Origin of the sequence: Segatella intestinalis, from assembly GCF_029348455.1 — a bacterium.
Taxonomy (GTDB): Bacteria; Bacteroidota; Bacteroidia; order Bacteroidales; family Bacteroidaceae; genus Prevotella.
In genome coordinates, this window is record NZ_JARJVV010000016.1 from 58476 (window position 1) to 84920 (window position 26445).

At 41.5% G+C, this 26445-nt stretch carries 22 protein-coding genes and 2 pseudogenes; 16 read left to right on the top strand and 8 right to left on the bottom strand.

The window, feature by feature from the left end:
- Positions 1 to 8 precede the first annotated feature (8 nt).
- The 5 genes from P3T48_RS11350 to P3T48_RS11370 all read right to left on the bottom strand — a co-directional run bounded on the left by P3T48_RS11350 (position 9) and on the right by P3T48_RS11370 (position 3918).
- Positions 9 to 1151, bottom strand: coding sequence for a PP2C family protein-serine/threonine phosphatase (locus P3T48_RS11350; protein ID WP_276506768.1), 1143 nt, complete (start codon positions 1149 to 1151; stop codon positions 9 to 11).
- 8 nt (positions 1152 to 1159) lie between these two features.
- The gene (locus tag P3T48_RS11355) at positions 1160 to 1765 is read right to left on the bottom strand and encodes an FHA domain-containing protein (protein ID WP_276506769.1); all 606 of its coding nucleotides are present in this window, start codon (positions 1763 to 1765) and stop codon (positions 1160 to 1162) included.
- Positions 1766 to 1790: 25 nt separating this feature from the next.
- Positions 1791 to 2585 (bottom strand): hypothetical protein, encoded by a 795-nt coding sequence (locus P3T48_RS11360; RefSeq protein WP_276506770.1) that lies wholly within the window; start codon positions 2583 to 2585, stop codon positions 1791 to 1793.
- A gap of 259 nt (positions 2586 to 2844) precedes the next feature.
- Positions 2845 to 3534: an FHA domain-containing protein gene (locus P3T48_RS11365; RefSeq protein ID WP_276506771.1), complete on the bottom strand. Its 690-nt coding sequence runs from the start codon at positions 3532 to 3534 to the stop codon at positions 2845 to 2847.
- A 21-nt stretch (positions 3535 to 3555) separates the two neighbouring features.
- Positions 3556 to 3918 (bottom strand): LytTR family transcriptional regulator DNA-binding domain-containing protein, encoded by a 363-nt coding sequence (locus P3T48_RS11370; protein ID WP_276506772.1) that lies wholly within the window; start codon positions 3916 to 3918, stop codon positions 3556 to 3558.
- A 271-nt stretch (positions 3919 to 4189) separates the two neighbouring features.
- Between P3T48_RS11370 and P3T48_RS11375 the strand changes: the two genes are divergently transcribed.
- The 15 genes and pseudogenes from P3T48_RS11375 (at position 4190) to P3T48_RS11445 (ending at position 21000) form a co-directional block, all read left to right on the top strand.
- Positions 4190 to 5509, top strand: coding sequence for a tyrosine-type recombinase/integrase (locus tag P3T48_RS11375; RefSeq protein WP_276506773.1), 1320 nt, complete (start codon positions 4190 to 4192; stop codon positions 5507 to 5509).
- Positions 5510 to 5554: 45 nt separating this feature from the next.
- A complete protein-coding gene (locus P3T48_RS11380; RefSeq protein ID WP_276506774.1) occupies positions 5555 to 6883 on the top strand; it encodes a tyrosine-type recombinase/integrase in 1329 nt (442 codons plus the stop codon).
- Between the two features lie 130 nt (positions 6884 to 7013).
- Entirely contained in the window at positions 7014 to 7631 is a 618-nt protein-coding gene (locus P3T48_RS11385) for a DUF6088 family protein (RefSeq protein WP_122114643.1), read from the top strand.
- On the top strand, positions 7628 to 8641 hold the full coding sequence (locus tag P3T48_RS11390) for a nucleotidyl transferase AbiEii/AbiGii toxin family protein (protein ID WP_276506775.1): 1014 nt from the start codon (positions 7628 to 7630) through the stop codon (positions 8639 to 8641). The genes P3T48_RS11385 and P3T48_RS11390 overlap by 4 nt, the downstream gene beginning before the upstream one ends.
- A complete protein-coding gene (locus P3T48_RS11395; RefSeq protein WP_276506776.1) occupies positions 8638 to 9447 on the top strand; it encodes a hypothetical protein in 810 nt (269 codons plus the stop codon). Before P3T48_RS11390 ends, P3T48_RS11395 begins: the two co-directional genes overlap by 4 nt.
- Positions 9448 to 9730: 283 nt before the next feature.
- Positions 9731 to 10138: a helix-turn-helix domain-containing protein gene (locus P3T48_RS11400; protein ID WP_276506777.1), complete on the top strand. Its 408-nt coding sequence runs from the start codon at positions 9731 to 9733 to the stop codon at positions 10136 to 10138.
- A complete protein-coding gene (locus P3T48_RS11405) occupies positions 10135 to 10656 on the top strand; it encodes a helix-turn-helix domain-containing protein (RefSeq protein WP_276506778.1) in 522 nt (173 codons plus the stop codon). The genes P3T48_RS11400 and P3T48_RS11405 overlap by 4 nt, the downstream gene beginning before the upstream one ends.
- A complete protein-coding gene (locus P3T48_RS11410) occupies positions 10577 to 11293 on the top strand; it encodes a P-loop NTPase family protein (RefSeq protein WP_276506779.1) in 717 nt (238 codons plus the stop codon). Before P3T48_RS11405 ends, P3T48_RS11410 begins: the two co-directional genes overlap by 80 nt.
- 176 nt (positions 11294 to 11469) lie before the next feature.
- Positions 11470 to 13512 carry a MobV family relaxase gene (mobV, locus tag P3T48_RS11415; protein WP_276506780.1) on the top strand — a complete coding sequence of 681 codons (2043 nt, stop codon included), beginning with the start codon at positions 11470 to 11472 and terminating at the stop codon, positions 13510 to 13512.
- 191 nt (positions 13513 to 13703) lie between these two features.
- Entirely contained in the window at positions 13704 to 14432 is a 729-nt protein-coding gene (locus P3T48_RS11420; protein ID WP_276506781.1) for a UpxY family transcription antiterminator, read from the top strand.
- 166 nt (positions 14433 to 14598) lie between these two features.
- Entirely contained in the window at positions 14599 to 14775 is a 177-nt protein-coding gene (locus tag P3T48_RS11425; protein ID WP_276506782.1) for a hypothetical protein, read from the top strand.
- A 108-nt stretch (positions 14776 to 14883) separates the two neighbouring features.
- Positions 14884 to 15860: pseudogene (locus P3T48_RS11430) on the top strand (IS982 family transposase).
- A 36-nt stretch (positions 15861 to 15896) separates the two neighbouring features.
- The gene (locus P3T48_RS11435) at positions 15897 to 18233 is read left to right on the top strand and encodes an outer membrane beta-barrel protein (protein WP_276506783.1); all 2337 of its coding nucleotides are present in this window, start codon (positions 15897 to 15899) and stop codon (positions 18231 to 18233) included.
- Between the two features lie 66 nt (positions 18234 to 18299).
- Complete coding sequence (locus P3T48_RS11440) at positions 18300 to 20513, top strand: peptidase domain-containing ABC transporter (RefSeq protein ID WP_276506784.1); 2214 nt, start codon at positions 18300 to 18302, stop codon at positions 20511 to 20513.
- Position 20514: 1 nt separating this feature from the next.
- A complete protein-coding gene (locus P3T48_RS11445; RefSeq protein WP_276506785.1) occupies positions 20515 to 21000 on the top strand; it encodes a hypothetical protein in 486 nt (161 codons plus the stop codon).
- Positions 21001 to 21019: 19 nt separating this feature from the next.
- Here P3T48_RS11445 and P3T48_RS14460 read toward each other — a convergent pair.
- The 3 genes and pseudogenes from P3T48_RS14460 to P3T48_RS11455 all read right to left on the bottom strand — a co-directional run.
- Positions 21020 to 21100, bottom strand: a pseudogene (locus P3T48_RS14460) (plasmid mobilization protein); the annotation flags it as partial.
- Between the two features lie 944 nt (positions 21101 to 22044).
- Positions 22045 to 22386: a hypothetical protein gene (locus P3T48_RS11450; protein WP_276506786.1), complete on the bottom strand. Its 342-nt coding sequence runs from the start codon at positions 22384 to 22386 to the stop codon at positions 22045 to 22047.
- 716 nt (positions 22387 to 23102) lie between these two features.
- On the bottom strand, positions 23103 to 24305 hold the full coding sequence (locus P3T48_RS11455) for an MFS transporter (protein WP_276506787.1): 1203 nt from the start codon (positions 24303 to 24305) through the stop codon (positions 23103 to 23105).
- A gap of 192 nt (positions 24306 to 24497) precedes the next feature.
- On the opposite strand from P3T48_RS11455, the gene P3T48_RS11460 reads away from it, so the two are divergent.
- Entirely contained in the window at positions 24498 to 25340 is an 843-nt protein-coding gene (locus P3T48_RS11460) for an SGNH/GDSL hydrolase family protein (RefSeq protein ID WP_276506788.1), read from the top strand.
- The last annotated feature ends 1105 nt before the right edge of the window (positions 25341 to 26445 follow it).

A 26445-nucleotide genomic window follows, 5' to 3' on the forward strand; every position in this document is an offset into this window, starting at 1 on the left:
ATTGTATCTTACTTTATTGAATCTGGTTTTGTTGTATCTGTCTTTGACTCTTGCTGGCTATTAAACTCTTTCACGGTCATTATAGAATCTTCATGAAGAGAATCAAGCAAAGCAGCCTCTGCTTTATGCTTGCTATAGTAGCCATAACCAAACATTCCTACAACAGCCAACACCACTATTGCCATGAAAGCAACAAACAGGAGTTTCTTTCTTTTCTGCCTATTCATCATCTCAACGATTACACTATCAGGAACAGGCGGCGGTGTACCAGCAGGCTTAACGACTTCAACATCAGGAGAAGCACTCACCTCTTCCACATTAGGTTTGATATTCAAAGCATTGCATTTAGCCGTAGGCTCTTCATTCACAAGGCTCACATCAGCCTCGTCATGACTCACCTCTTTGATATGTACAATATATGCTGAATGATTATCTTTATTATCTGAGGTTTCAGAAATCAGAATCTGTCGTTTTTCTTCATCACTAACATTCGCGGAGAAGACATCCAACAGTTCCTCATCCTCCATCTGCTCCAACATGCCGTCAGAACAAATATAGAAGTAATCACCTGGCTGAATATCTGAAATATGGATAACATCAGGTTTTGGATGATTTCTGTCTCCAGCTATCATCGCACGGGTGATGACATTTTTCTGTGGAAATGTCTTCATCTCCTCATAGGTCAACTCACCTGCCTGATAAAGATCATACACCAGGGAATGGTCACGACTCTTATATAATATGGTATGCGAAGATGGACGGAGATGGTATATTCTACTATCTCCAATGTGGGCTGCCGTACATCCATTACTATGAAAATACAGCAAAGTTAAAGTTGTTCCCATCTGACGGGAATCTCCCGCAATAGCCAGTTTATCCAGTTCTTCGTAGGCATACGCCAAAGCATCAGACAGCAACTTATCTTCCAAACCTTCGGAAGCAACTGCATGCTGCAACAAAAACGAAGAAAGACTTTTGCAAATACTTTGGCTTGCCACCTCACCATGCTCATGTCCACCCATACCATCACAGAGTAAAAACAAACGGTCATTCTCCGTTGCTTTGCCCTCTATTGGATAGATGCTATCTTCCTGGTTCGCCCTCTTACCCAACTCATGGATAGCTAAAGGCTGATATATCTTGATTCTCATTGTTAGCTTTATTTTTGATGATAAACAACGGTTGTGTTACCCATCTTGATGATACTTCCTTCTGACAAGACGAGCTGGTCACCCTCGTTCAATAATTGTCCATTCACATAACTGGCATTTTTATTATGATAGTTAGACACCACAACCCTAACATTATCTGTAGAAGCCTTAATTACCTGGATGGCAAGATGCTGACGACTCATATATCTATCATCAGTAGCTATCTGTACAGTTGCCTGCGAAGTAGTAGCCTTGCGGCCTATTACATTATTGCCGAACCCCAACGGATACTTCTGACCACCATAGAGCAAATAACCAGGAGAAACCTCTTCATTCTTGCCTGCAAGGATTGTTTCATCAGATTGAGAAGAGAAATGCCCCACGTAACGAGTTTCTCCATTATCTCGATTCACATACTGAGTCTCACCATTGCTGTTACCAACATATTCTGTTTCCCCAAAAGATTGCGGAGTTGTAGCATGTTGCTGTGAGAACATCACTCTCAGCTGAGTTTTACATTGAGGACAAGTAATCATCTTAACCGCTTCGTTTTGAGAATTTCTCACGTCAAGCAATACACCGCAACTCGGACATTTGATTCTTTTAATTTCCATTGCCACCATCTATTTTAATCAATGTTTATGCCATCTGAATATCAGCATCAGACATATAGTCTGGCATATCAGGAGCAACATCAGGATTCTCCAAGGATGCAGTTTGGAGATTTGAATCAGCAGAATCATCAACTCCGGCATCAGCGAAATTACTACCACTTGGAGTAATCACTTGTCCTGTATGCAAATCAACTGCTTCACCAACGTCAATACTTCCATTGCCATTGGCATCACAAATCGCAACATCAGGATTTCCATCTTGATCAAAATCTACCACACTCACTTCCTGACCATCCACGTCGAAGACACCCACTGTAGCCATGGAGCCATCAGCAAGCTGAACTTCACCCGCATTAACCAAATGAACATCTGCATTTTGGTCATCAGCCACCTGCACATCACTTGCCTGATGCAAATTTGCATCATTGTGAGCAACAGATACATCCTGGTCTGTATGAGAAGAATGAGCTACCATAGCAACATCTTCAGTTTGATGAGGAGCAGCATTCATTTCTTCTGCACGTACTTCTGGCTTTACAGCCTCAGCATAGTCGTTCTTTTCTGCATCTGTCATGTTGTTCCACTCATCCTCGGTATAAGTACTATAGATATTACCATGCCAATGGAAAGCGCCACCAGGACCTACTTCGGCTCTAGCGGCATCGAATGCCTCCTTAAAGCTCTGCTCATCATGACTCTCAGCTACCTTGATAGAGGCATTATCATTAGCTGCAGCAGCATCTTCCGATGGATTCTCCCCTTCCGGTTTTGTATCGGGAGCTTCTTCTGTACCTGCAGCAAAGGCATCTGTGGCATACATAGCACTTCCACCTAACAAGATACCAGCAGCTCCACTTACCGCTACTTTCTTCCAAGCTGCCTTATCAGCAGCGTTCTGAGTTTTATCTTTACTTTCCTGTCTAACTTCAGGATGTGTATTATTGAAATACAATGTTTCTTCATTCTGTGCCATAATCATACGTTTTAAAATTATAACTGGTGCAAATATAGTGAAATAACAAATAGATAGGTACTTTTTTTGTGCTCATTACACAAAACCTATCTTCTATTGTACAAAATCACTTTTTGATTTTAGCCTTGCAATAAGGACAAGCCTCATTCTGCATTAAAACTTCATAAGACTGAAAGCCCAGGAAGTGATGGCAATGAGGGCAAACATAATGCTGCTGAAACTCCTCGGTCAACTTCTTCTGCCTTAACGGTCCCTTAGAAGAATCCTTATATGCTTTTACTGTAAAGCCTACAGAAATCAAAATACCTAAGATATACAAGCCTATATAAAGAGGAGTCTCTCTAAATTCAGGAAAAATGATGCTCAAAGCGATGGCTCCCATGGTAATCAAACCAGTAATGCCACGAAGAGAATTAAACTTGCGGTCAGCAATTTGCTGATCAAGTTTATGTTCATCATATTCTTCCCAAACACGCTGCAATGGACGAAAATCTACCATTTGAGGAACAAAACTCTTTATCCAATCCCAACTAACCGAAAATTTGCTTGGACCAAGTTCTATTTTATCCTTTTCCATGATAGTCTTTGCCATTATTTCCACTCCATTGACAAAAGTAACATTCTGAGGTTTTAGATTCGCAATTCTATAAGAACCATCAGGATTAATGGTCAAACTACAATGTTGACGGCTCACAGTCATAGGAACACTTCCAACACCCCCAAAAGTCTTGGATTGTTGTCCCATCGTTATTCTCAATTGAGATGTACTAGCATCACGTCCGATGATTAATTCCATAAAATTCTTTGCTTGATTAGCTTATTTTTTAGTTATGAGTAAATCCTTCATTTGCTTTAAGGCTTCCTTAGAAATACCTAAAGCAAAAGCAAAATGCTCATAATCTGATAATATCAACTGTTGCTTTTGCGTATTGACCTGATAGATGTAGTCAGTGTTGATGATAAAGCGCTTACCCACTCGCATAAAAATACTCTTGCAATCTACAAGATGCTCTGCCAAATACTTCTCCATTTGAGACAAATTCAAACAAACAACAGCCTTCAGCTTGTTAATAGTAACAATCTGTGTATAATTGCCATCTCCTTCGAAATAAACAATTTTGGAAACATCTAATCTTAAAAGTTCCGTCTTTGTATTGAATACAATGAATTGACTTTCCATATTTATCATTTACTTCGCTGACTTGTTCCCAGAAGTAGCTATAGCCATTAAGTTTTCAATGAAAAAAGCGTGGAAACTGTATATACTAAAACAACAATGATTCTACTTGATGAATTTTGACGATAATACCTGCAAATAACTGATAATAAGGAAAGAAAGTGCAAAAACCAAATCATAAATAGATTTAAACGAATCATAGTTAATTGGGGATATGTGGGAACATTTACGGGAAAGATATTACCTTTGTGGCTGAAATAAAAAACATAGGAACATGAAGATTACCATCATCACAAAGGAATGCAAGACCAAAGACAAAGACGCTCCTGCAAAAGCCAATCTTTGTTTTCGACTCCGAGATAAGGATGTTGACATCAAAGTCCGTTCCGACATTGAGGTTATGCTTGACTATTGGGACAATGATGCACTTTCCTATCGAAGGACAAAGAAATTACCATCTGACGAGCAGAAGAAAGTCAAGTTTTTGGTGCAGACCATTACAACGGCTCTTAGCGAGCAGTATAACTCTGCGACTGCTGATGTTGCATGGATGAAGAATGTTATTGACGAATGTGTCAATCCAACTTCAAAGTCAACAGAGACATTGACTACAGTTGTTTCGAGAATGGAACAATACATTGCGGAACATCCCATGAGTCCGAAATCAGCACTCGTTTATAAACCAACGATCAAGAAGCTTCAACGCTATGAAGCCTACAAGAGGGAGATAGAGGGAAAGGAAGGCTTCACGCTCTATTGCGAGACTATCCGTCCCGAAGACTACCTTGATTTTAGAGAGTATGTCATAAACGAATATATTCATTACAATGACTACCCAGAGTTTTATAAACAGTTCAGCCTTGACATGCACCCTCCCAAGCAGATGTCAAGCACACAGATTATAGGTATCATGCATCATCTGCGTATTGTTGGGCATTGGTGCATCAAGATGGGGTTTACAACAAACCGCTCATGCGATGCATTCACTATCCCTGCAGCCGTGCAAGGCACACCTTTTTATCTGACGATAGAAGAACGTGACAAGGTTTACAATGCAAACCTACATAACAAGCCAGAGTTAGAAGTGTATCGTGACTTGTTCATCTTCCAATCAATGGTGGGTTGTAGAGTCGGAGACCTGTTTTCTTTTACCAAAGACAATATAGTCGGTGACATATTGCAGTATCTTCCACACAAGACCATGCGCAAACGGTCGCAGACCGTGAGCGTCCCGCTTACCACAAAGGCTATGGAAATATTAAAACGTTACGATGGCAAGCAAGAAAAGCTTCTGCCGACAAAGCAAGTGTATCAATACAACGATGGCATCCGTGCCGTGCTTCGAGAATGTGGCATTAACAGAATGGTTACTATCCTTGACACCGTCACAGGAAAGGAGGTTCAGAAGCCAATATGTGATGTCGCTACAAGCCACATGGCAAGACGCAACTTTATCGGCAACCTATACAAGAAAGTGAAAGACCCCGAGCTTGTGAGTTCCATGACAGGACATGTAAACGGAAGCAGAGCTTTCGCCAGATACAGAGAGATTGATGAGGAAACGAAAGTAAATCTTGTCAACCTCATCAACTAACGTTTATACAATCTACCAGTTATACATCATTATATATAGAGTAGCATGAAAGTAACAGCATTCATCCGAGAAACCTCGGCAAAGAACAACATAACCGATCAGGCGCACGTTTATTTCCGTGTGCGTGACGGCAAGATTGACATCAAGGCTGTCAGCGAGTTATCCATCAATCCTAATCATTGGAGCGCGGAACGGCAGGGTTACAAGACACGTGTGGCTCTTGTAGCGGAGGCAAAGCGCACAGCATTCGACAAAGCCGTGCAGGACTTGACGGCACTTATATCCGCACAATATTATCATGGAGCGGACAGCCGTTGGCTAAAAGGTGTTATTGAGGAGTTTCATCATCCTAACATCAACATCCGCCAAGGCAGAAAAGGTGACGAATACAGTCTTGTGTATCAATGCCAACAGTATGCCGAGAACCATCCGATGGAAAAGGAATCCATAAGGCATCATGAGCATAACGTACGTAAGCTGCAGCACTTCGAGCGTTTCCAAAGGGAAATCATGCGTAGACGAGGTTACACCATGCGACTTGATGCCATAACAGCCGATGACTTGCGTGAGTTTCATAAATATCTGGTAAACGAGGCTGAATATTATGAACATTATCCTCAAATCTTCGATGACATAGAGGAGCGTTTCAAACCACGCCAACTAACGGAAAATTCCATCAATACTATATTCAGAAGAATACGCACGGTTGTGAACTGGTGTTTGAAGCATAATATTACGACAAACGACCCTTTCGCAACCTTTGAGATGCCTAAGGTGCTGGACAGCCCTCCATTTTATCTTACACTTGAAGAGCGTGACAAAGTCTACTATGCCGACCTCAGTAACGAAACGCCATCCACACAAGTATATCGTGACATATTCATGTTTCATTGTCTCATCGGCTGCCGTGTGGGAGACCTTGAAAAGATGACACGTGCCAACATCGTTGATGGTGCTGTGGAATACATTGCTGAAAAGACAAAGAACCACAAACCACGCACCATCCGAGTACCGCTCAATGATAAGGCGAAAGCGATTCTCGCTAAATATGCAGACCTTGAAACGAGGTTGTTGCCAAAGATAAATCAGAACATATACAACCGTCAGATTAAGAAAATTCTGAAACTGCTCGGCATTGACCGCATGGTGACTGTTATTGACAACAAGACTCGTGAGCCTATACAGAAACCAATCTGCGATATTGCGACAAGCCACACTGCAAGAAAGACGTTCATCGGCAACCTATACAAGAAGGTGAAAGATCCAAATCTTGTTGCATCTCTTTCGGGACACACAGATGGCAGTCGAGCCTTTGCACGTTACAGAGAAATCGACAACGAGATGAAACGTGAGCTGGTGAAATTGATAGACTGACTTATTGCGAGTTTGCCAAAATTGCGTTTCAAAAACGGATATTCAATAAAAAACGTTGGCGTTTAGAAGAAAATACTATACCTTTGCAGACGAACAAGAACCAAAAATATAATAAAAAGGTTTCAAAAATATGGTACAGACATCAAGCCAAAGCACTGTAAATAAGATAGAAATGAGGCTTAGAGGAAAAGGACGTGGTTCGATAGTCTTTCAACAAGACTATGCAGACTGCGGAACACCATCAGCCGTGAAGTCAACATTCCATCGAATGTACACCGACGGAATGTTGGTGCGGCTGGCTCATGGTATCTATTATTACCCCAAAGAGGACAAGGAATATGGACTTGGCATTATCTATCCGTCTGTTGAAGACATTGCCCAGGCTATAGCCAAACGAGACAAGGCTAAGATTGTACCTATGGGAGCATATGCCTTGAATCGTCTCGGATTGTCCACACAGATGCCCATGAATGTCGTGTTCCTGACCAACGGCGCACCACGTAGGATAAAGATCGGAAACGGGCGTGGCATCCTGTTCAAGCATTCTTCTTCGGGCAAGAACTTTGCCTATAAATCAGAGCTGATGATGCTTGTTGTAACAGCCATGCGCGCCATAGGCGAGAACAAAATAACCGACGAGGAACGCAACGTGCTTGTTGAGCACGCAAAGAATGTAAACGACAACGATTTCAACCATGATATAAAACTTGCCCCTGCATGGGTGCGCAAAATATTAATTGTACGATGAAATTCATAGACATACCAGAAGATAGACAACGTGAAGCTATCAATACCGTGGCATTGCAGACAGGATTGCCACCGTCAAGCATCGAAAAGGACTGGTGGGTAACGCAGGTGTTGAAAGCCCTTCATACTTTGCCATATGCAGAACATATTGCTTTCAAAGGAGGTACAAGTCTCAGCAAATGCTGGAACTTGATAGCCAGATTCTCCGAAGACGTGGATATTGCACTCAGCAGAGAGTTTCTTGGTTTCAGCGGTGAATTGTCGAAGACCCAAATCAGCGACAGACTACGTCGAGCTGCCTGTTCTTTTGTAAGAGAGAAGATGCAGTATGATGTAAGGAAGGCTTTAGTGGATTTAGGCATACGAACAGATGCTTTTTCTGTGGATGTTATAATCACACCAGTCACGACAACAGACCCAGAAGTGATAGCAATAACCTATCATAGTTTGTATGAAGTATCACCATATATCAAGAATACGGTAAAGATAGAAATCAGCGGCAGATCGATGATGGAGCCTATTGAGAAAAAAGCAATCAACGCTGCTATTGACGCCCATTTCAGCAAAGCTCCATTTGCAGAAAAGCCATTTGAGGTAAACGCTGTCATCCCCGAGCGTACTTTCCTTGAAAAGGTTTTCCTGCTGCATGAAGAGTTCAGGAAGAGCGAGGTCAGAGTGGAGCGTATGTCTCGCCATATATATGATTTGGCAATGATGATGGATTCTGAAAACAAAATTGCTGACCGTGCAATCCACAACGAAGCCCTGTATAAGGCGGTACTTGAACATCGCAGAAAGTTCATCGGACTTAAGGGCTTCAACTATGATGAGCTATATCCTGCCACATTATGTATTGTGCCCAACGATGATATTGCAAGACTATGGCAAGATGACTATAAGTTCATGTGTGAGCACATGATTTTCGGACAGGTGCCTTCTTTTGATGAACTGATAAGCAAGTTGTCAATGCTCAACGAGCAAATTAGACAGTTAAATTACCGAAAGGCATGAACATAAACGAACTCGGCGAGGATCTTGAACAGCAGTTCGGCAAGCCTCGCAACATAACAGAAGAGAACGTTAGGTTCATGCTTTCGCTCATAAAGGAAGAGTTCGATGGAACGAAAGTGAACGAGAATGTCGAAAAGCCAAGTCTTGAAGCCTTCGGCATGACCATTCTTGCTGTTATGTCATACCAAACTACACCTTGGGAAGAATTGGCAAAGAAACCTTCAATCTACAAGACACTCAAATATATTGCCATTAGAGGAAACTGCCATTATGACGAGATGGAGGCATTGACCAAGGAACTGATACGGAAGCACTTTGATGGCATTACCCAAAAGATGGTATTAGGGTTCTTGAAGATTATTCGTGGGGTGTCGAATGAAGAACGTCCGACCAAACTTATTGAATATACTCCATTCGCAGCCCAATACTATGCTATCCAGTACGGACTTCACCAGCTTATCAGAGGTGAACATCCAGATGATGCAGCCGTCATTATCCATTGTGCAATAGAGGACGGCATATTGTTTCCAACAATTCCTCGCAGTCTGCTGGTCGATGAGTTCAACCTAAAGAAAAGTAGTTTCGACAAGTATTTCAGTAAGTATCATATAAACTTGGAATACGAGTCCGATGCTGTCAAGAAACAGGTTGAGGAGAAAATCAAGTATCACAGAAGGTCTTTACGAAATGCCATAGGCTACAATGTCACCAATGAAAATAAGGTGCACTTCTACGACCGCAAATTAGGACGCAAGAACTTCCTTTCTATGATTATTGCATATTGTCGCAGCATATTTCGTTTCTGACAATCTGCTACCATTTACAATCCTTAGTCAAACGTAAAACAGCATTTGGCTAAGGATTTTTGATGTTGTCACGTTAATTCCATTAACAAAGAGTAGTCAATAGTAGTCGCATCCTACTGCCTATTCAAATCTCATCGAGAGCCGTCAAAAGCCATATACCTTTGCACCGTCAATCCGACAAACCAGCGGATTGGCGGTGTTTCTTTTTTATCACGCTGCGAGAAAGAGCATCCTGGTTTACGAGCAAGACAGCGTATGTATAACGAATATCAAAAGAAAAAATATGGTTGACATCATGTCATTGACAAAGATGGGAGGACAGGTAGCACTAACCGTTACTCCCGAAGACCTTCACCATTTTGCAAATGCTCTCTTGGCGCAGTCACGCAAGGAATGGGAGGAACAAGCTACGTCTGCTCGCAAGGAAGAATCTGAGGAAACCTTTCTTACGACAGAGGAGGTTTGCAAAATTTTCAATGTATGTCCTGCTACTCTATGGCAGTGGCATCGCACAGGCTACTTGCAACACATCAAGTTTGGCAACAAGAACATGTACCCTGCCTCGGCAGTCAAAGCCATTACACACGCTCGCTCCATGAACGAAACTGTTGCTGGCTATTGCAAACGGAAGAGTAAAGTGGACAAGAACTTGCCTAATGCTTACGACAACGATAGTAAAGAGAGCGTATGACGTATATCGAATACATGAACCAGCTTTGGCGCTCTGCTTTGTTGTCGCCAATGCCAGCGAGTGAGATAGCCTTGTTTGCCTATCTTGTGAACGAGAGCAACAAGCGGTATTGGAAAATGCCGTTTGCGTGCTCCACAACAAGAATATGTGAAGACTTGCGCCTATCAAGGCAAACTGTCATCACGGCACGGAAGCATCTATCCGAGCGCAAACTTATCACTTTTACAGAAGGCAAATCCCGCCATCTACCGTCCAATTACACACTGCTTGAATGGACAGATAACTTGACAGTAGGCTTGACAGTAGGCTTGACGGATAACTTGACGCATGGTTTGACACAGGACTTGACACATATTAAAGATAAAGACAAACACCAAAGCAAAGATTCTTTTATAAATGGAAGGTGTGAGATTTTTGACAGTAAAAACGGAGGTGTATATGGAAATAGCAAACGAAAAGAAAATCGCAGGACTTGTCCAGTTCCTGCGGAAGGGACGGACTATGACGGGGCGTTTTAGACTGCCTATGTTGGAGGAGCAAGCATACGAATATCTTCTGGCAGCATATATCATGGAAGTACAGCTCCGCTATCGCAGGTTTATCTATAATGGTTTTGTTGAAGAGCAACTCAAACAGGTAGCCAATTGCCTGACTGCAAACACTGCAAAGTTCGGAATCGTTCTATGTGGCGGATGCGGCAACGGCAAGACCACAATGCTCAAGGCATTGCAGAACCTTGTCAGGCGATTGGAAATCCTCAAACCGAACATATCGCCTAATGCTGGACATAGTTCTGATAACTACTATAGTTTTACCATTGTCAATGCCATGCAGATTGTACAAATCCGCAAGACGGACTATAATAAGTTTTGCAAATTGGCGGAAGCTGATATATTAGGTATAGACGATATTGGTACTGAACCTGCTGAAGTGCAGGACTACGGCAATTTCATTTATCCCATCAAAGAACTCTTGGCTATGCGGTATGACGCTCAACTGTTCACGGTCTTCACCACAAACCTTGAGCCCAAGGAAATCCGTCAGCGATATGGTGACCGAATTGCCGACCGACTCAACGAGATGATGACAAAGGTGGTCTATCGTAATCCAACCTACCGGACAGAAAACGCACAGATGGCGGACAGTCAAGGATAGAGGCAGTCTTTCGTGAGGGAGCCGACTTTTTGCAAAAGTCCATGAACATAATAGGGACTTTTAGATTCACCTGCTGACGCTGTTCACTTAAAAAGTCCTTCTATTATGCTCAGGCTCCGCCCGAGACCTGTCATCAGTCATACTATAACAATGTTACAAACTCAAACAAGATTCTTATGGAAAGAAACATACCACGTGCCGCCATCCATGTAGGCACAGACAAGAAATCGTTCTCGTCCCAAGTGGGCAACGAGGCGGAACGCAGAGGTTGGGACGAGAAGCGTTACCAACTAAAAAACGCAGACATAGACAAGAACAACCATTATAACTACTCACGCAAGAGACTCAACTTTGAGATAGTCAAGGGTGGAAAGATTGTGCCTCTTGGTTCCCAGTCTGTGCCGTTGCATGAACGCTTGCAGCACAGACTTGATGAACTTGGCTTCAAGCCGTATATGGATGCCAAGCGTCCCGACCAAGTTTCAAGGAACAGTCCTAACTGCACTGTCGGCATCATCTTCAGTGGTGACCATGATGTGCTTAACAGGCTTGCCTTTGGTGAAAAGAAACTCAATACGTCAGATCCAAATGCTGACCACAGCAATGTGACATTACAAAAAGGCATCTATGACTGGGCATTGGACACCTACCGCTTTGCATGTGAGAAATGGGGAGAAGAGAATGTCATCGGCTTTGATGTGCATTGTGACGAGACAAGCATCCATGCCCATGTGCAGACCGTGCCTGTTGAACAAGTAAGGAAACGTGGGCGCATCGGAAGCAGGTACATTCACAAGGATAATCCAGAAAAGGTTCTCTCTACAAAGGAATGGAGAGCACTTCCAAAAGAAGAACGTGACAACTACACAAAATCGGAAGTTGCAAAGGGTGTTGTTGAAAGGGTCTCTTATGCCAAAGTGTGGGGAGAGCGAGCAAAGGATAAGTCACAGTATTTATCACAACTTCATACCGACTATTACAACAAGGTAGGGCATAAGTATGGCTTGGCAAGAGGCTTCTCCTATGATGAACTTTCAGAGGAAGAGAAACGGGGACGCAAGCACAAAAACAAGGTGGTACTTGAGGCGGAACGTCAGGCGAAAGTTGCTCTTGACAAAGTGGAGAAATATGCTGTGCTTGCAACAATCGACAAGAAGGAGCTGACCATTCCTTTTCTCAACATCAAGGTTCCTGTTCAAGAAGCGATGAATGCCGTAAAGAAAGAACTTGCCATCCCAATTCCTACTATTATCGGACAAAAGGCGTGGCGTGAGGAGCGTGTAAACAACATCAACGCAGCTATCAAAGCTCTTGTTGCAGCCATCAATGCAGAACGTGACAAACAGAATGAAGGTGTACGCAAGTCTGTCAACAAGACATACACTTACTATATGCAGCAACTCAACAAACTGATTGTAGAGAACAAGGCATTGTGGAATGAAAATGATATGCTAAAGGCCAAAAATACGGAGGTGAAGCAACGCATATCGCAACTTGACGAGAACGCAGTCAGACGAGTAACCGCTCAAAAGGATGCCGTTATAGAAAGGCTCAATACCCAATTAGCTTCAAAAAACGAGGACATTACAAAACTCAAGATTGATTACAATACTCTATGGGAGAAATACAAGATCTTGGTTATTCAATGGAACGACCTGACAAAGCAGCCAGAAATAATTGAAGCTGTTAAACGTGTGGAAGAACGCAAGGAACAAGAAGCGGAGGCAAAACGTGAGGAACAGGCAAGACAAGACAGATTCCAAGATATACTTGACCGATTCATTAGTGAAGGTCATGAACAGCTCAAAGCCTTTTCGCAATCAAGCAGAATAGATTTCGATGAGAAAGAAGCCAAAGCAATCTATTATGGTATTATGGCTACTGCCACAAAATCCAACATTACGATTCGTTCTCCACAAGGATCCAAATTTGCCGTTGAAAGATTTCTCGCGAGCATGGATTGGAATGGTTGTGGCAACTATCGGAGAGAATGTGTCGCACACTGGACAAAAATCTTTGCTACCGATGAGGTTGTTTACAACGAACCCATCATTCAGAACTTCCTTTCGTTCATTGATTACATGTCGTGCAGCGCAGATACATACGTTTCACTCGGAGGTTCCAATGGTTGTGCTGACCAACTCACTAATTGGGACGGAACACAGAAGTTGGGGTTAGGAGCACTAGCAAAAAAGAAGTCACAAGGTTTATCCAGATAATGACAATGAGAGGCGATCTGTAGCGTTAATTACCAAAAATCGCCTCAAATTACAGAAATGTGATGCTAGAAGTAAAGATTTCCAATTATTTATTCTTTCATCTGAATAAGATTCTTTATCTTTGTAATTAACAATTGACAATTCTATCAAAAGAAAGTCTATTGGTTTAATCTAACCTCTGAGCAATAACATTGGAAGATAACACCAAACAGCCTTTAACGGCTGACGCTTCATTGTATAATGGGCAGCCTACCGACACAGGCTCATCGTGTCCAAGTGCAAGACTTACCTCTTGTACGCCCTCCATTTCTGATGATGTCAAAGATGGGGTGTCGGTAGAAAATGTGCCTACCCAAAGTACGCAATGGTATGTTCTTCGTGTATCGTATGGACGTATCATCAAAGCTAAAGCTTTTGTAGAAACTAAAGGACTTGAATGTTATGTTCCTTTGCGATATAAAGAAGTAAGGAAGCAAGGAAAGAAACACATTGTGACAAAGCCATTGCTCCCTTCGTTTATCTTTGTTCATGCATCTTGCAGTCAAGTAGAAGCCTTGTGTCGCAATGTCAATGCGTCTGACAGTAGATCACTTCTTGGTTTCTACTACGATCACACTTCCTTCCGTGAGGATGCTCCAGACAAGAATCCTCCGCTAATTATTTCTGATTCTGCCATGGATAATTTCATCCGCTTGACATCGATAAAGAATCCACATGTCATCCCAGTTACTTCTGAAAATATCAAGTATAAGTTGGGGGATGAAGTGGTGATAACTGAAGGTGAATTCAATGGCATCCATGGAAGGGTGACAAGGATTGCCGGACAACAGAGAGTAGTCGTGGAATTGTTTGATGGTTGTTTGGTGGCAACGGCGTATGTGCCGAAAGCGGCAATCATTATGAAAAACGACACAAAATAATGGAAATCGCAAAAAAAGTGGCAAAAAATTTGTTTTTCTCGTTTTTCTTTCGTATTATTGCAATTGAATGTCTGTTAATATGCACATCGTGCGAAACTCTGACATCCAAATTTAATTAACGGTTCGGAGAATACCGAGCCAAGTATAAACTTTATTCTATTTAGTTATGAAAGCATTAGCTTTAGAAGTCTTTTCAAAAGACGAAATGGGTTTTATCAATGGTGGCGGTGATGTAACTGCAAATAAAACCATTATCAATGCAGATGGTTCAACAACCATCATTACAACAACGATTAAGGATGATGGGACTGTCATCATTGACAAAGTAACAATAAAGCCTTAAGAGTTTCTGTGTCTGACTATGCTCTTTCGTTCATAGTCAGACATTTTGTTTTTTTATTTACAACTTTATAAATCTACCCGTTGGCGGAATTAATTTAAGTTGATAAATATGAGTAAAAGGTTGTACATGTCGCTGATTTTTAGCAACTTAGTGGTAATCAAAACATTAAGCTCAAACCATCGTATGTACAACCTTTATACAAAATTCGTCAAAATACTTGAGATATGCAAGCAATTCTCTGAAAATCTCGTCAATGAATCTGGTAATGTTCCACGTCGTGGTCCTGTTCCCAAGTTTTCGGATTTGGAAGTGGTAGCGCTATCCCTGACGGCAGAGACCGAGAGCATTGATAGTGAGAAGTGGTTGTTCGACTATAAATTGCAAGAATACAAGGACAGCATTCCCAATCTCATATCAAGGAGACAGTTCAATGACCGCAGGAAAAAAACGGCAGGTCTGTGTGAGGAACTGCACAAGCGGATTGCCATGGAAATGGATGGCGGAGAGGAACAATTCTTTGTTGACTCCAAGCCGATAGAGGTTTGTAGGGTTGCAAGAGGAAAACGTTGCAAGATGGGACGTACCGGCAATTTCTCGCAAGCTCCCGATTTCGGCTTCTGTGCTTCGCAGAACAAGTGTTATTTTGGTTATAAGTTACACGCTCTCTGTGGGTTAAGTGGAGTTATCCATTCCTATGATCTGTCAAAGGCAAGTGTGGCTGACCTCTATTATATGAAAGATGTAAAACATACTTATCACGACTGTAGCATCTATGGTGACAAAGGGTATATTGGAGCTGATGTACAGCTTGACTTGTTCGAAACCGCACACATAAGAATGGAGTGTCCGTATCGGCTCAACCAAAAGGACTGGAAACCGACATTCATTCCGTTTGCAAAGGCAAGAAAGAGGATTGAGACAATATTCTCACAACTTACAGACCAGTTCTTGGTCATAAGGAACTACGCGAAAATAACGAATGGTTTGTTTGCCAGAATCATTGGCAAAATTAGTGCACTTACCATTCTGCAATACGTAAACTTCATTATAAGCCCCTTGGCAGAATTAAGTATGCACTAAATTAATTCAGCCAACAGGTTATATCTATAATTTCTTGTGTAATGTTTCGTGTTTTAATTTTAATTTTAATTTCTGTTTTCTGTTTTCAATCTCAAGCAGCAATAATACCTCAAGATACATTGATGTTATCAGCTACCGTAGTTGATGAGGTACAAGAACCTTTACCCTATGCCACCGTACTATTAATTACAGAAGAAGGAGAAATTTTAAAAAGTACAACAACTGATTCAAAAGGGGTGTTCAATATAAGCAAAGAAGGAACTGATGGTAAATTTATTGCTGTCAGATTTATGGGGTATAAACAAGCACGAGTCTCTATTCCTCTTCCAACTGTTATCCAGTTAGAACCGAATTCCAACACGTTGCAAGAGGTTATAGTTAAAGAAAAAAGAGCAGTCTATAAAGTTTCAGAAGGAACATTTGAAATAGACGTCTCAAAATCAGAGTTAAAAAAATTACCCGAAGTTGCAGATGTTCTTGCTTTTCTTCCAGGAATGTTGGCGACCGGTGGAAGAGTTGTACCTATATCAGGAGGCACACCTTTGTATATATTGAATGGAGTAGAACAAAAATCATACGATAGAATCGGTACGCTCCGTCCTGAACAAATAAAAACGGTAAATGTTAATTACTATCCACCAGCTAAATATTCGGCTCAATATGGTTGTATTATTTCTATTACAACAAACCAACAATTAACAGATTACTTTTCTGCTCAGGTGGAACATAATTCTTTGTTCGGACGGCGGTACACAGAAGAGGATGTATTGAGAATTTCTTTATCAAAAAAGAAATGGGATAATTTATTGTCTTATAATTTTTCATACCTCAATGAAGATAACACAGGTACCAATCAATACGATGTATTAAGCCCTAAAGGGAAAACGGAACGGTCTTCCATCTCTTACAATAATGAAATTCTTTCCAAGCCTGCTCACCATATTGTCGAAAGTTTCAGTTACAGACCCAATCAAAAATTTAATATAACATTTCAGGGTGATATAAATATCTCCAATAAGAAAGCGAATACCCAAGGAGATGAGTATAACCATGAATATGGTCTGAATACACTATATTCCAACACCCATCAAGATGAAAGAAGTCGTAATATTTCTGCCAATGCCGATTTGTTGGTAAATTATACAATGACAGATAAGCAACAACTATCTGTTTCTGGCGGTTATTTCTACGCTAAAGCAAAATCAGAGATAGATTTAGTATCAAACAGTAAAAACCGTTCTCGGATAAATGGTAAAAATGACTATAACGCATTTAATACAAAGATAGAGTACGACTACAACTCGAAAAAGGGTTTCTCTCTAAATGTGGGCTTTCAAGGAAATTCTATTCTGAACAAAGGCTATTCAAATTACATTTTTGAGAATACTACGACTCCATTCTATAATATAACGAGTAATCTTCAAGATGATGAACTCAGTTTATTTGCAACTATAAATCAAAAATGGAATAAACTCTTTATCACCGCAGGGGTTAGAGGAAGCATTTTTCATTCTGAATATGAGCAAAATAAAACAAATAGTATTACTGATACATACTTTAAACTCTTTCCTCGTATAACAGCCCAATGGCAGATAAATCCCGATTTGCTATTCATTGGAAGTATTATTACTCAGAATTCACGACCAATGTTTAGGGATATATCCCCTCTTTTGCATTATATAAATCCTTATTTATATGAAAAAGGTAATTCATCTCTTAAATCTAATGATAGATACATTTATTCCTTATCTATGGTATGGAAGAATAAATTTGTCTTACAGGGAAGATACATACATGACGCTAATGCTGTTTTGTGGAAGTTCACCGAAAATTCTGAATTAAATGGAGCTCTATTGAATTCTCCCGTCAATGTAGATTACAATACATGGTTGTTTAATGCAAGTTATTCAGATAAATTCGGTATATATAGATTTGCTTATAATGCTTCATTTCGTTATATTCCAACAAAAATCAAATTCTTAGATACTTATGCACATAGAAATCCAAATATTGCATTTACCTTGGTCAATCAATTTGACATTACTAAGCAAATGATAGCGTCTATAGATTTGTCTTACTCTTCAAAAAATGGTTTCTTGGGAGTATTGGAATCACCTAAGTATGGTTTATCTTTTTGGATACGGCAAAATTTCTTCAAAGATAATCGTTTACAAATTATCTTGAGAGGTAACGATTTATTACACAAATCTATATCAAAAACAAATGTATTCATAGATAATATCAAAGTACAAACAACTCCTGATTTCGATAGTCGCTTTCTTTTACTGACCATTAAATATACATTCAATGGATTTAAGGATACATTTAGAAGATTGAATACCAATGAAAGCAATCAGAAACGATTGAATTTGCAGTGATAATATTTTTGCAAATTTAATATTTACTTTAGTATAGTATTTTTAGTTTAGTTTTATATATAATAAATGTACACCTTAGTTAGACAACGTGACGCAAAAGATTGTGGACCTTCTTGCTTAGCAATGATAATTAAGCATTATGGTCGCGATTTTAATATTGATTCAATTAGAACAGTTTGTTCATTAAATCGAGAGGGAGTTTCTTTGCTTGGTATCAGTAAGGCTGCAGAAACTATCGGTTTCAAGACTGTTGGAGGTCGATTAAGTTTTGATACACTTGCATTTGAAGTTCCTTTGCCCTGCATTGTTCATTGGAATCAGAATCATTTTGTTGTTGTCTATAAAATAAAAAAGCACAAAAAAGGAAAATATACCGTATATGTTGCCGACCCTGGCAAAGGACTTGTTTCCTATACCCAAGAGGAGTTCTGCGAGCATTGGGTAAGTACTAAGACCAACGGTGAGGAGAAAGGTGTCGCCCTTCTTCTTGAACCTACAGAACAGTTCTATGCTCAAAACGATACAGAAACAGCACCGACTCAAAGCCGCGCGAAGTTCCTTTGGAACTATCTCAAAAAGTACAAGAGATTCTTTACGCAACTCATTCTCGGTCTGTTGCTCGGCTCGCTCCTGCAACTCATTTTTCCCTTCCTCACTCAAGCCATCGTTGATACAGGTATAGGAGGAAAGGATATAGGCTTTGTATGGTTAGTGCTCTTGGCAGAAATGATGCTACTTTTCAGCCGTACCGCCATCGACTTTATTCGCTCCAAAATACTCCTGCACATCTCCACACGTATCAATATCTCGCTCATCTCGGATTTCTTCATCAAATTGATGAAACTACCGATGAAGTTCTTCGACACCAAACTGATGGGCGACCTCTTGCAACGTATTGAAGACCACCGACGTGTGGAGCAGTTCCTCACCTCAAGCAGTCTGAGCCTGCTATTCTCGTTCTTCACCTTCCTTGTCTTCGGTGTCGTCCTTGCAGTCTATAATCTTGGCATCTTCCTTGTATTCCTCTCGGGGACATCGCTTTATGCTGGATGGATTATTCTTTTTCTCAAAAAGCGCAGGCTGTTGGACTACAAATATTTCGAGCAGGCAGGGCGAAACCGCAACGTTACCTACCAACTCATAGGTGGTATGCAGGAAATCAAGTTGCAGGGATGTGAGCAGCGCAAGCGTTGGGAATGGGAGGACGTGCAAGCCGACCTTTTCAAGGTCAATCTGCAAAGTCTTAATCTTCAGCAAATACAACAGGCAGGAAGCATCACCATCAACGAGATAAAAAATATATTGATTACCGTTTTTGCTGCAACTTCTGTCATACAAGGCAATATGACGCTTGGTATGATGCTGGCAGTGCAGTACATCATTGGACAGCTCAACAGCCCCGTGGAACAGCTCATTCAGTTTATCTATTCTTGGCAGGACGTGAGCATTAGCCTTGACCGTATGAACGAAATTCATACAGAGACTAACGAGGAGAATGCGAAAAGAATACGGAATGCCTACATTGATGAAACACTTGAGGGACATTCCCTCAAGATAAAAGACCTCTCTTTCAAATACGACATCTACAGCCCGAAAGATATTCTCTCAGACATCAATCTCTTCATACCTAACGGCAAAGTAACCGCAATCGTGGGGGCGAGTGGAAGCGGAAAGACCACATTCGTTAAACTCTTGTTGGGGTTCTATGAACCTCTGAAAGGAAGCGTTCAAGTCGGCAGTGCCAATCTGAATGAATATAATCTCGGCTGGTGGCGAAGCCAATGCGGTGCGGTAATGCAGGAGGGGTATCTCTTCTCCGATACCATTGCGAGGAATATTGCCATATCGGATGATGAACCCGACATCGAACGTATCCGCCATGCTGCCCGTGTGGCAAATATCGCGAACTACATCGAAGCCCTGCCTTTGGCTTACAATACGATGATAGGACAGGACGGACAGAGCATCAGTCAGGGGCAACGGCAACGCATACTTATTGCGAGAGTAGTCTATAAGAATCCGATGTTCGTATTCTTGGACGAAGCCACCAATGCCCTCGATGCCAACAATGAACGAGTCATTACTGAAAACCTTTCGGAGTTCTACAAGGGAAAAACCGTTGTCGTGGTGGCACACCGTCTTTCCACCGTTCGTAATGCCGACCAAATAGTTGTGTTGGAGGAAGGAAAGATTGTAGAAGTGGGTACACACGAAGAACTGACAGTCAAACGTGGAAAATACTTTGCCTTAGTGAAGAATCAATTAGAATTGGGAAACTGATATGGAAAAACAGGAAAATAAACAGGAACGGAGTTTTGAACTCCGCAGCGAGAAAGTCTGCAGCATCGTGGGGCAGATACCCTCTTCACTTGTCCGATACGGTATTACCGTCATTGGAGCTGTCTTGCTTTGTCTGTTAGCCGTAGCCTATTTCCTGCCTTATAAACAAGTGTATTCGGGAACAGCTACCGTACACAGAGCAACAACAGTAATACCGGCGGACAGCACAAATATAACCATCTTGCTTAAGTTTGAGAACAAACATCCATATAATGTAAATGGACAAGAACTTAATCTGCAAGCTGTCAGTGGTACGTTTACGGGAAAAATACAAAGCCTTTCCGCCATCCGTGACACATTGGAGCGTCAGGAAGCCCTTTGCCGTTTCAAGTCAGCCGACATAAAAACAGTAGAAAACCAAACGGTGGATTTTCAAATAGCACGAACATCTGGCAATCTGCTGCAAAAAATGCTTGGAGGAATATAATTCCACCGCACATTCCATATCTCTCCCGATAGTCAATGGTTAAACTCACTGCTTTCTCTTGCAAGGTAGTGAGTTCTTTTGTTTGTTGGATAAGAGCTTTAGGTATAACTCAGGCAAAACCAAAAAATAGCTCGCCAAACAGGAATTCCTACTACTAAATCTGGAATAGAAAGGAAAATAGGAAAAATGATATTAAAGTCAATATTTGGAAAATAAAATAACCTTTTCTATTGATTTACCGACCTGCTTTGTTACTTGCGTCTTTTGTTTTATTGCAATTATCATCTCCAATATGGGAGATGGCACAGTCTACTATAATCTAACTTTTTGTACGAAAAAAATCTCTAATGACCAATTTGGGGTTATAAAATTGTGATAGCCATAGAATACTTATAGATACCTGCTATAGTTGCATAGAAATAGTTAACAAAGCTTAACCATGGATTTGTATTAAACTATTCATGTTTTACCAAAAACTACGCAAGACTGATTTCTTGCATACAATGGGAACTTTATGGTATCAATTCATCTTGATATTATAAAGTTCCTTTTGATTTACAGATACTTACAAAATACATACTGGTTCAAGCGTGGGACTATTGTTCGGTCGCCGAAATAGAGGTTGTGGAAAGACCTTTCAACTAGCAACTAACAATAGCCCACGCCAAAAGGTATATCGACACCTTCCCCCTACAGAGAAAAGGATGCAATAATCCCATAGCGTGAGCCGTATTGCTGTTCGTCATAGTTGAATTTTGAAATTTCCACATTTCTATTTCAAGACTAACGTTCAATACGCTCATTCATTTGAGTCTTCATCGCAGCCGTTCTTTTCCGCCTGCTCCAACTCTGACCGCAAAAGTAAGCTATATTCTTGATACCGCCAAACTTTTAGCGATGTTTTTTATCCCGAAGGACAAAAAAGGCATTGAACGCTGCCATTGCCGAGAGAAAAATACTTCCACATTTCTATTCCATGGCTACAATTCAATGCCCTATACCTATAATACCATCCCTTATGAAAAGGTAAACAACCTGTTACAATTATTTTTTAGTTATCGTTCCTTTTCTGGCATTCACCGTAAAATTACCAAGAGATGTCTTGACTTTATAAACGCTATTCTTTGATGATACCAGCTTTGCCGACATTCCCATAAAGCTGACGCCACCATCCTTCTTCTCTATGGTGTACTTTCCAAAAGGAGTAGCTACGATGATGTGGCGCTTGGTGTTATCAACCACACCACATACTGTGCCGGATGGTGCCTGCTTCACCTGTTCGGCTACGCTCTTTACGGCATTTGCCACATCGGTATTGTTACTCTTTGCAAAACTGGTTGTGGCGGCAGCTACTATCATCATCAACGAAATCATAATCTTCTTCATATCTTATTACATATTAAAAGAGTTATACTTCATTTTCCTCGTTCTACGAATCATTCTATTCTATCGTTTCCCGATTACGAGCGCAAAAGTAAGAAGATTATTTCTATCAGCCAAATATCCAAACCTACCTTGTATGAAATGCCATTCTGTATGTACCAAATGACAAAAATGTAGATTCTAACTTAAAAGTGCACCAGTCCTAATAATAAAAAAGGATGACTCATTAACTTATGACACACCTTCCGTCAATATTTATAACCAAATTTCATATACCTACAAATATTGAATCTAGCAATAAAAATAAGGGGAATGAGAGGCAGGGAATCCCCGTTTTCTGCTCTATATTAAGAACAAGACCTATAGTTGTACGACTATACATGCTATGGTTGTACAACTGTAGAGTTATGGTCGTACAACTATAGGGGTTATAGTCGTACAACTATAGATTTTCCTCAACGGCATCTTCTTGTCAAGAAATCTCAAACGTCTGATTACCAGTAAGTTCCTACATTTCTTCGTATTTTCGATATTCTCAAAGAAACAATAAGCGTCTGAAAATACGAGAATTTCAGGCAAGCTAATGTAAAGAAAACTCGTTCTTTATAACGCCTCAGCTTCGGGAAATTCTTACAGATCACCTACTTCATTTTCCACCCATCTATCGTTCCCGTCTTCGAAGAGAAGTTGCAGCCTATCTGATAGACAGGGCGGACGCATCAAAATGCGTTCGCCCTGCTATCAGTATCAATGGAAATTCGCTTGCTCACCTTTGTTGCCACAAATGCTATCATTAACCCAAGACAAGCAGCTATACTAATAGCCATGCGTAGCCCAGAAACTTCGGCAAGCCAGCCTATCAATGGAGGACCAACGAGGAAACCGAAGAAGCTGATGCTCGACACAATGGTGATGGCGATGCTCGCCTTGACAGTGCCCAACTTGCCCGCTATGCTGTAGCAGATAGGCACAGACGACGAAATGCCGAAACCCACCAAGAGAAAGCCCAGAGTGGCTGTAACAAGGTAAGGCAACAACGTGGCGAGAAGCAGTCCGCACAGAATCAGCAGTCCGCAAACCTTCAGCACTCTGGCGGCGCCATAGCGCGTCACGAAGCCGTCGGCCAGGAAACGTCCCAAGGTCATGGCACCCATGCCTGCCACATAACCTGCACGGATGAAAACCTCGTCGGGCTTCACCACAGAAGTGAAATACACGCCACTCCAGTCGTAGACTGTCCCCTCACAGAACATTCCCGCAAAACCCATCAGCCCCAAGAGGAAGAGCACAGGGTCGATGGTTCTGAACGAGAACTTGGGCACGTCTTCCTCCTCAGCCCTCGCCTGCTCGTCGTTCACCAGGAAGTGGAAACCAGCAGCCAGGATCAGCAGACTCAATGCCAGCACCGTTCCGAAATGAGCCTCTATCGGCAGAACCGTATTGGCAAACACAGCACCCACGATGCCGCCAGCAAAACCACCCAGACTCCAAAGGCCATGAAACGACGACATGATGTTGCGGCCATACAACTTCTCCACTAAGCACGCCTGTGTGTTGGTGGCAATATTCATCAGGTTCGCCATCATGCCGAAACCCACAAGAGACAGCGTAAGATGAAAAACCGTGCTGCTGCAGCCAATAGCGAGGAGCACGGCGGCATAAAGCACCTCGGCAACCACCAACATCTTCTTGCTGCCCAACTTGCTCACCAGCACGCCCGAGAAACCCATCATCAGCAGTTGTCCCAAAGGGATGGCGAGCAGAATGCTGCCCAACTGGCCATTGTTGAGATGCAGCAGATGCTTCACATCTGGAATACGGCTTGCCCAACTGGCAAACACCAGTCCCGGTACAAAATAATAAGCTGCCACAGCCACTCGCTTGCGAGCCAAGTCGCTCAAATCACTCATTCGAAATGTCATCCTATATATCTTTTAACATGAAACTTAAAAACGCGGCTGCAAAAATACGAAAAAATAAACTTTCATCCATCGATTATTCCCAAAAAGATAATGCCTTGTCAAAAAATAAGTGTAACTTTGCCCTTCGAACAACAAGAAAATCCAACGCAAGCATAAAACCTTGCCAGTACAGAACAAATAAAACTAAGCGATATGAAGAAACAAATCCTTGCAGCAGCCCTGCTGCTCCTCGCCCTCACTCTGCCAACACAGGCAGCCAAGAGACAGAAAACCAACACCCCACAGCAACTCACCTTCCAGCACCCCTGGCAGGGCAAACGAGTGGCCTACTTCGGCGACTCCATCACCGACCCCAACATCAAGGCTTCAAAGGTGAAATACTGGGGATTCCTGCAGCAGTGGCTCGGCATCACACCCTACGTCTACGGGGTGAGCGGACGACAGTGGAACGACATTCCCCGCCAAGCCGACAAACTCAAGGCTGAACATGGCGATGACTTCGACGCCATCCTCATCTTTATGGGCACCAATGATTTCAACAATGGCGTGCCCGTAGGCGAATGGTACACAGAGACTTTCGACAGTGTGAAAGTGGCACGCCACAAACCTGGTGAAATGGTGCAGCGCCGTCACCGCCACTTTGCCATGGACAAGAACACGCTCAAGGGCCGCGTCAACATCGCCATGTCGAAACTCAAGCAGATGTATCCCACCAAGCAAATTGTTGTGATGACGCCTGTCCACCGTGCTTATTTCTGCTCGGGCGAGAAGAACATCCAGCCCGACGAGATGTACGAAAATGCACGTGGTGTCTTCTTCGACGAGTACGTCAAGGCTGTCAAGGAGATAGGCAACGTGTGGGCTGTTCCCGTCATCGACCTCAATGCCCTCTCGGGTCTTTTCCCTCTCTACGATGCGGGCGCTCAGCTCTTCAACAAGCCCGACACCGACCGTCTCCACCCCAACGATCCGGGTCATGAGCGCATGGCAAAAACCATCCTGTATCAGCTCGCCTCCCTGCCCTGCGTTTTTTAGGCTTCCATCTTTCTTGGGCTCTTCTTAACACCTTTTGGGGTCATAATAGACGACCGGCGCCTGTCATCTATTGTGACCTCCCTTGGTCTTAATAGACGACCTCGCGGGAGCATGAGTGCAGGTTTTTCTTCTGCAAAGATACAACAAAAAGCAACTTTTTGCAATAGTTTGTTCGGACTTTGTGCTAAAAAGTGCCCATATTTTTAATTTTCATACTGAATATCAAGAAGTTATAAAACACAAGAAAATGACAAAATGACAAGATTAGCACAAAGTATCGAAGACAGGTTGAGGTAAAACCTTGTCATTTTTGTCAAAGTCATTTTTGTCATTTTCAAAATAAAAAACACATTTTGTGCTCTATAAAGAATATATATATAAATATATATTTATATATATATTCTTTATAGAACTATTTTTCTATTTCCAAAATCGAAAATGACAAAAATGACTTTGACAAAAATGACAAGATTCAGATAAGCTAATATTCAGTAAAACTATATTACATTTTTACAATATTGCAACTTACAGAATATTGAGTACAATACATAACAAGGAAATCATTCTGAGTTGCGATTTTATGCATAAAAGCCCAAAAATATCAAGTCAACACCTTATCCTATTTTTGCATAGTTTTTTTGCATATTACCTGATTCTAAAGAGAAGCAACTTGCATATTTATTTAACCACACCTAAAAACCAACATGCATAAATATGTAAAACTACAGATAGGAGTGAAATGTATAAATATACATCTCAAAAAACGAAAAGGATTCAAAGGCAGAAAATAAAGTAAACAATCGTGACAAATCAGTTTTTTCCATCAGCAATTCTATTTGTCAAAAAACTGAACTTTCGCATGTAGCTTAAGTACGGGCTGAAGGCCCAAAAGCTCCTAGCCCAGGGCAGCGCCCTGGGTATAATAGCAATCAGCAAGGCGCCCTGTAAAGGCAAAAGCCTTATGTTATGTTTGGAGTTTTAAAGCTTTTGCCCTTACAGGTAGGGTGTTCAAAATTCGAATCAAAAATCCGGTATAAAAAATGGTGTTATTTTGGTGCAGCTAAGTTACTGATTTTTAACACTTTAATATACGAAATAGTTCTTT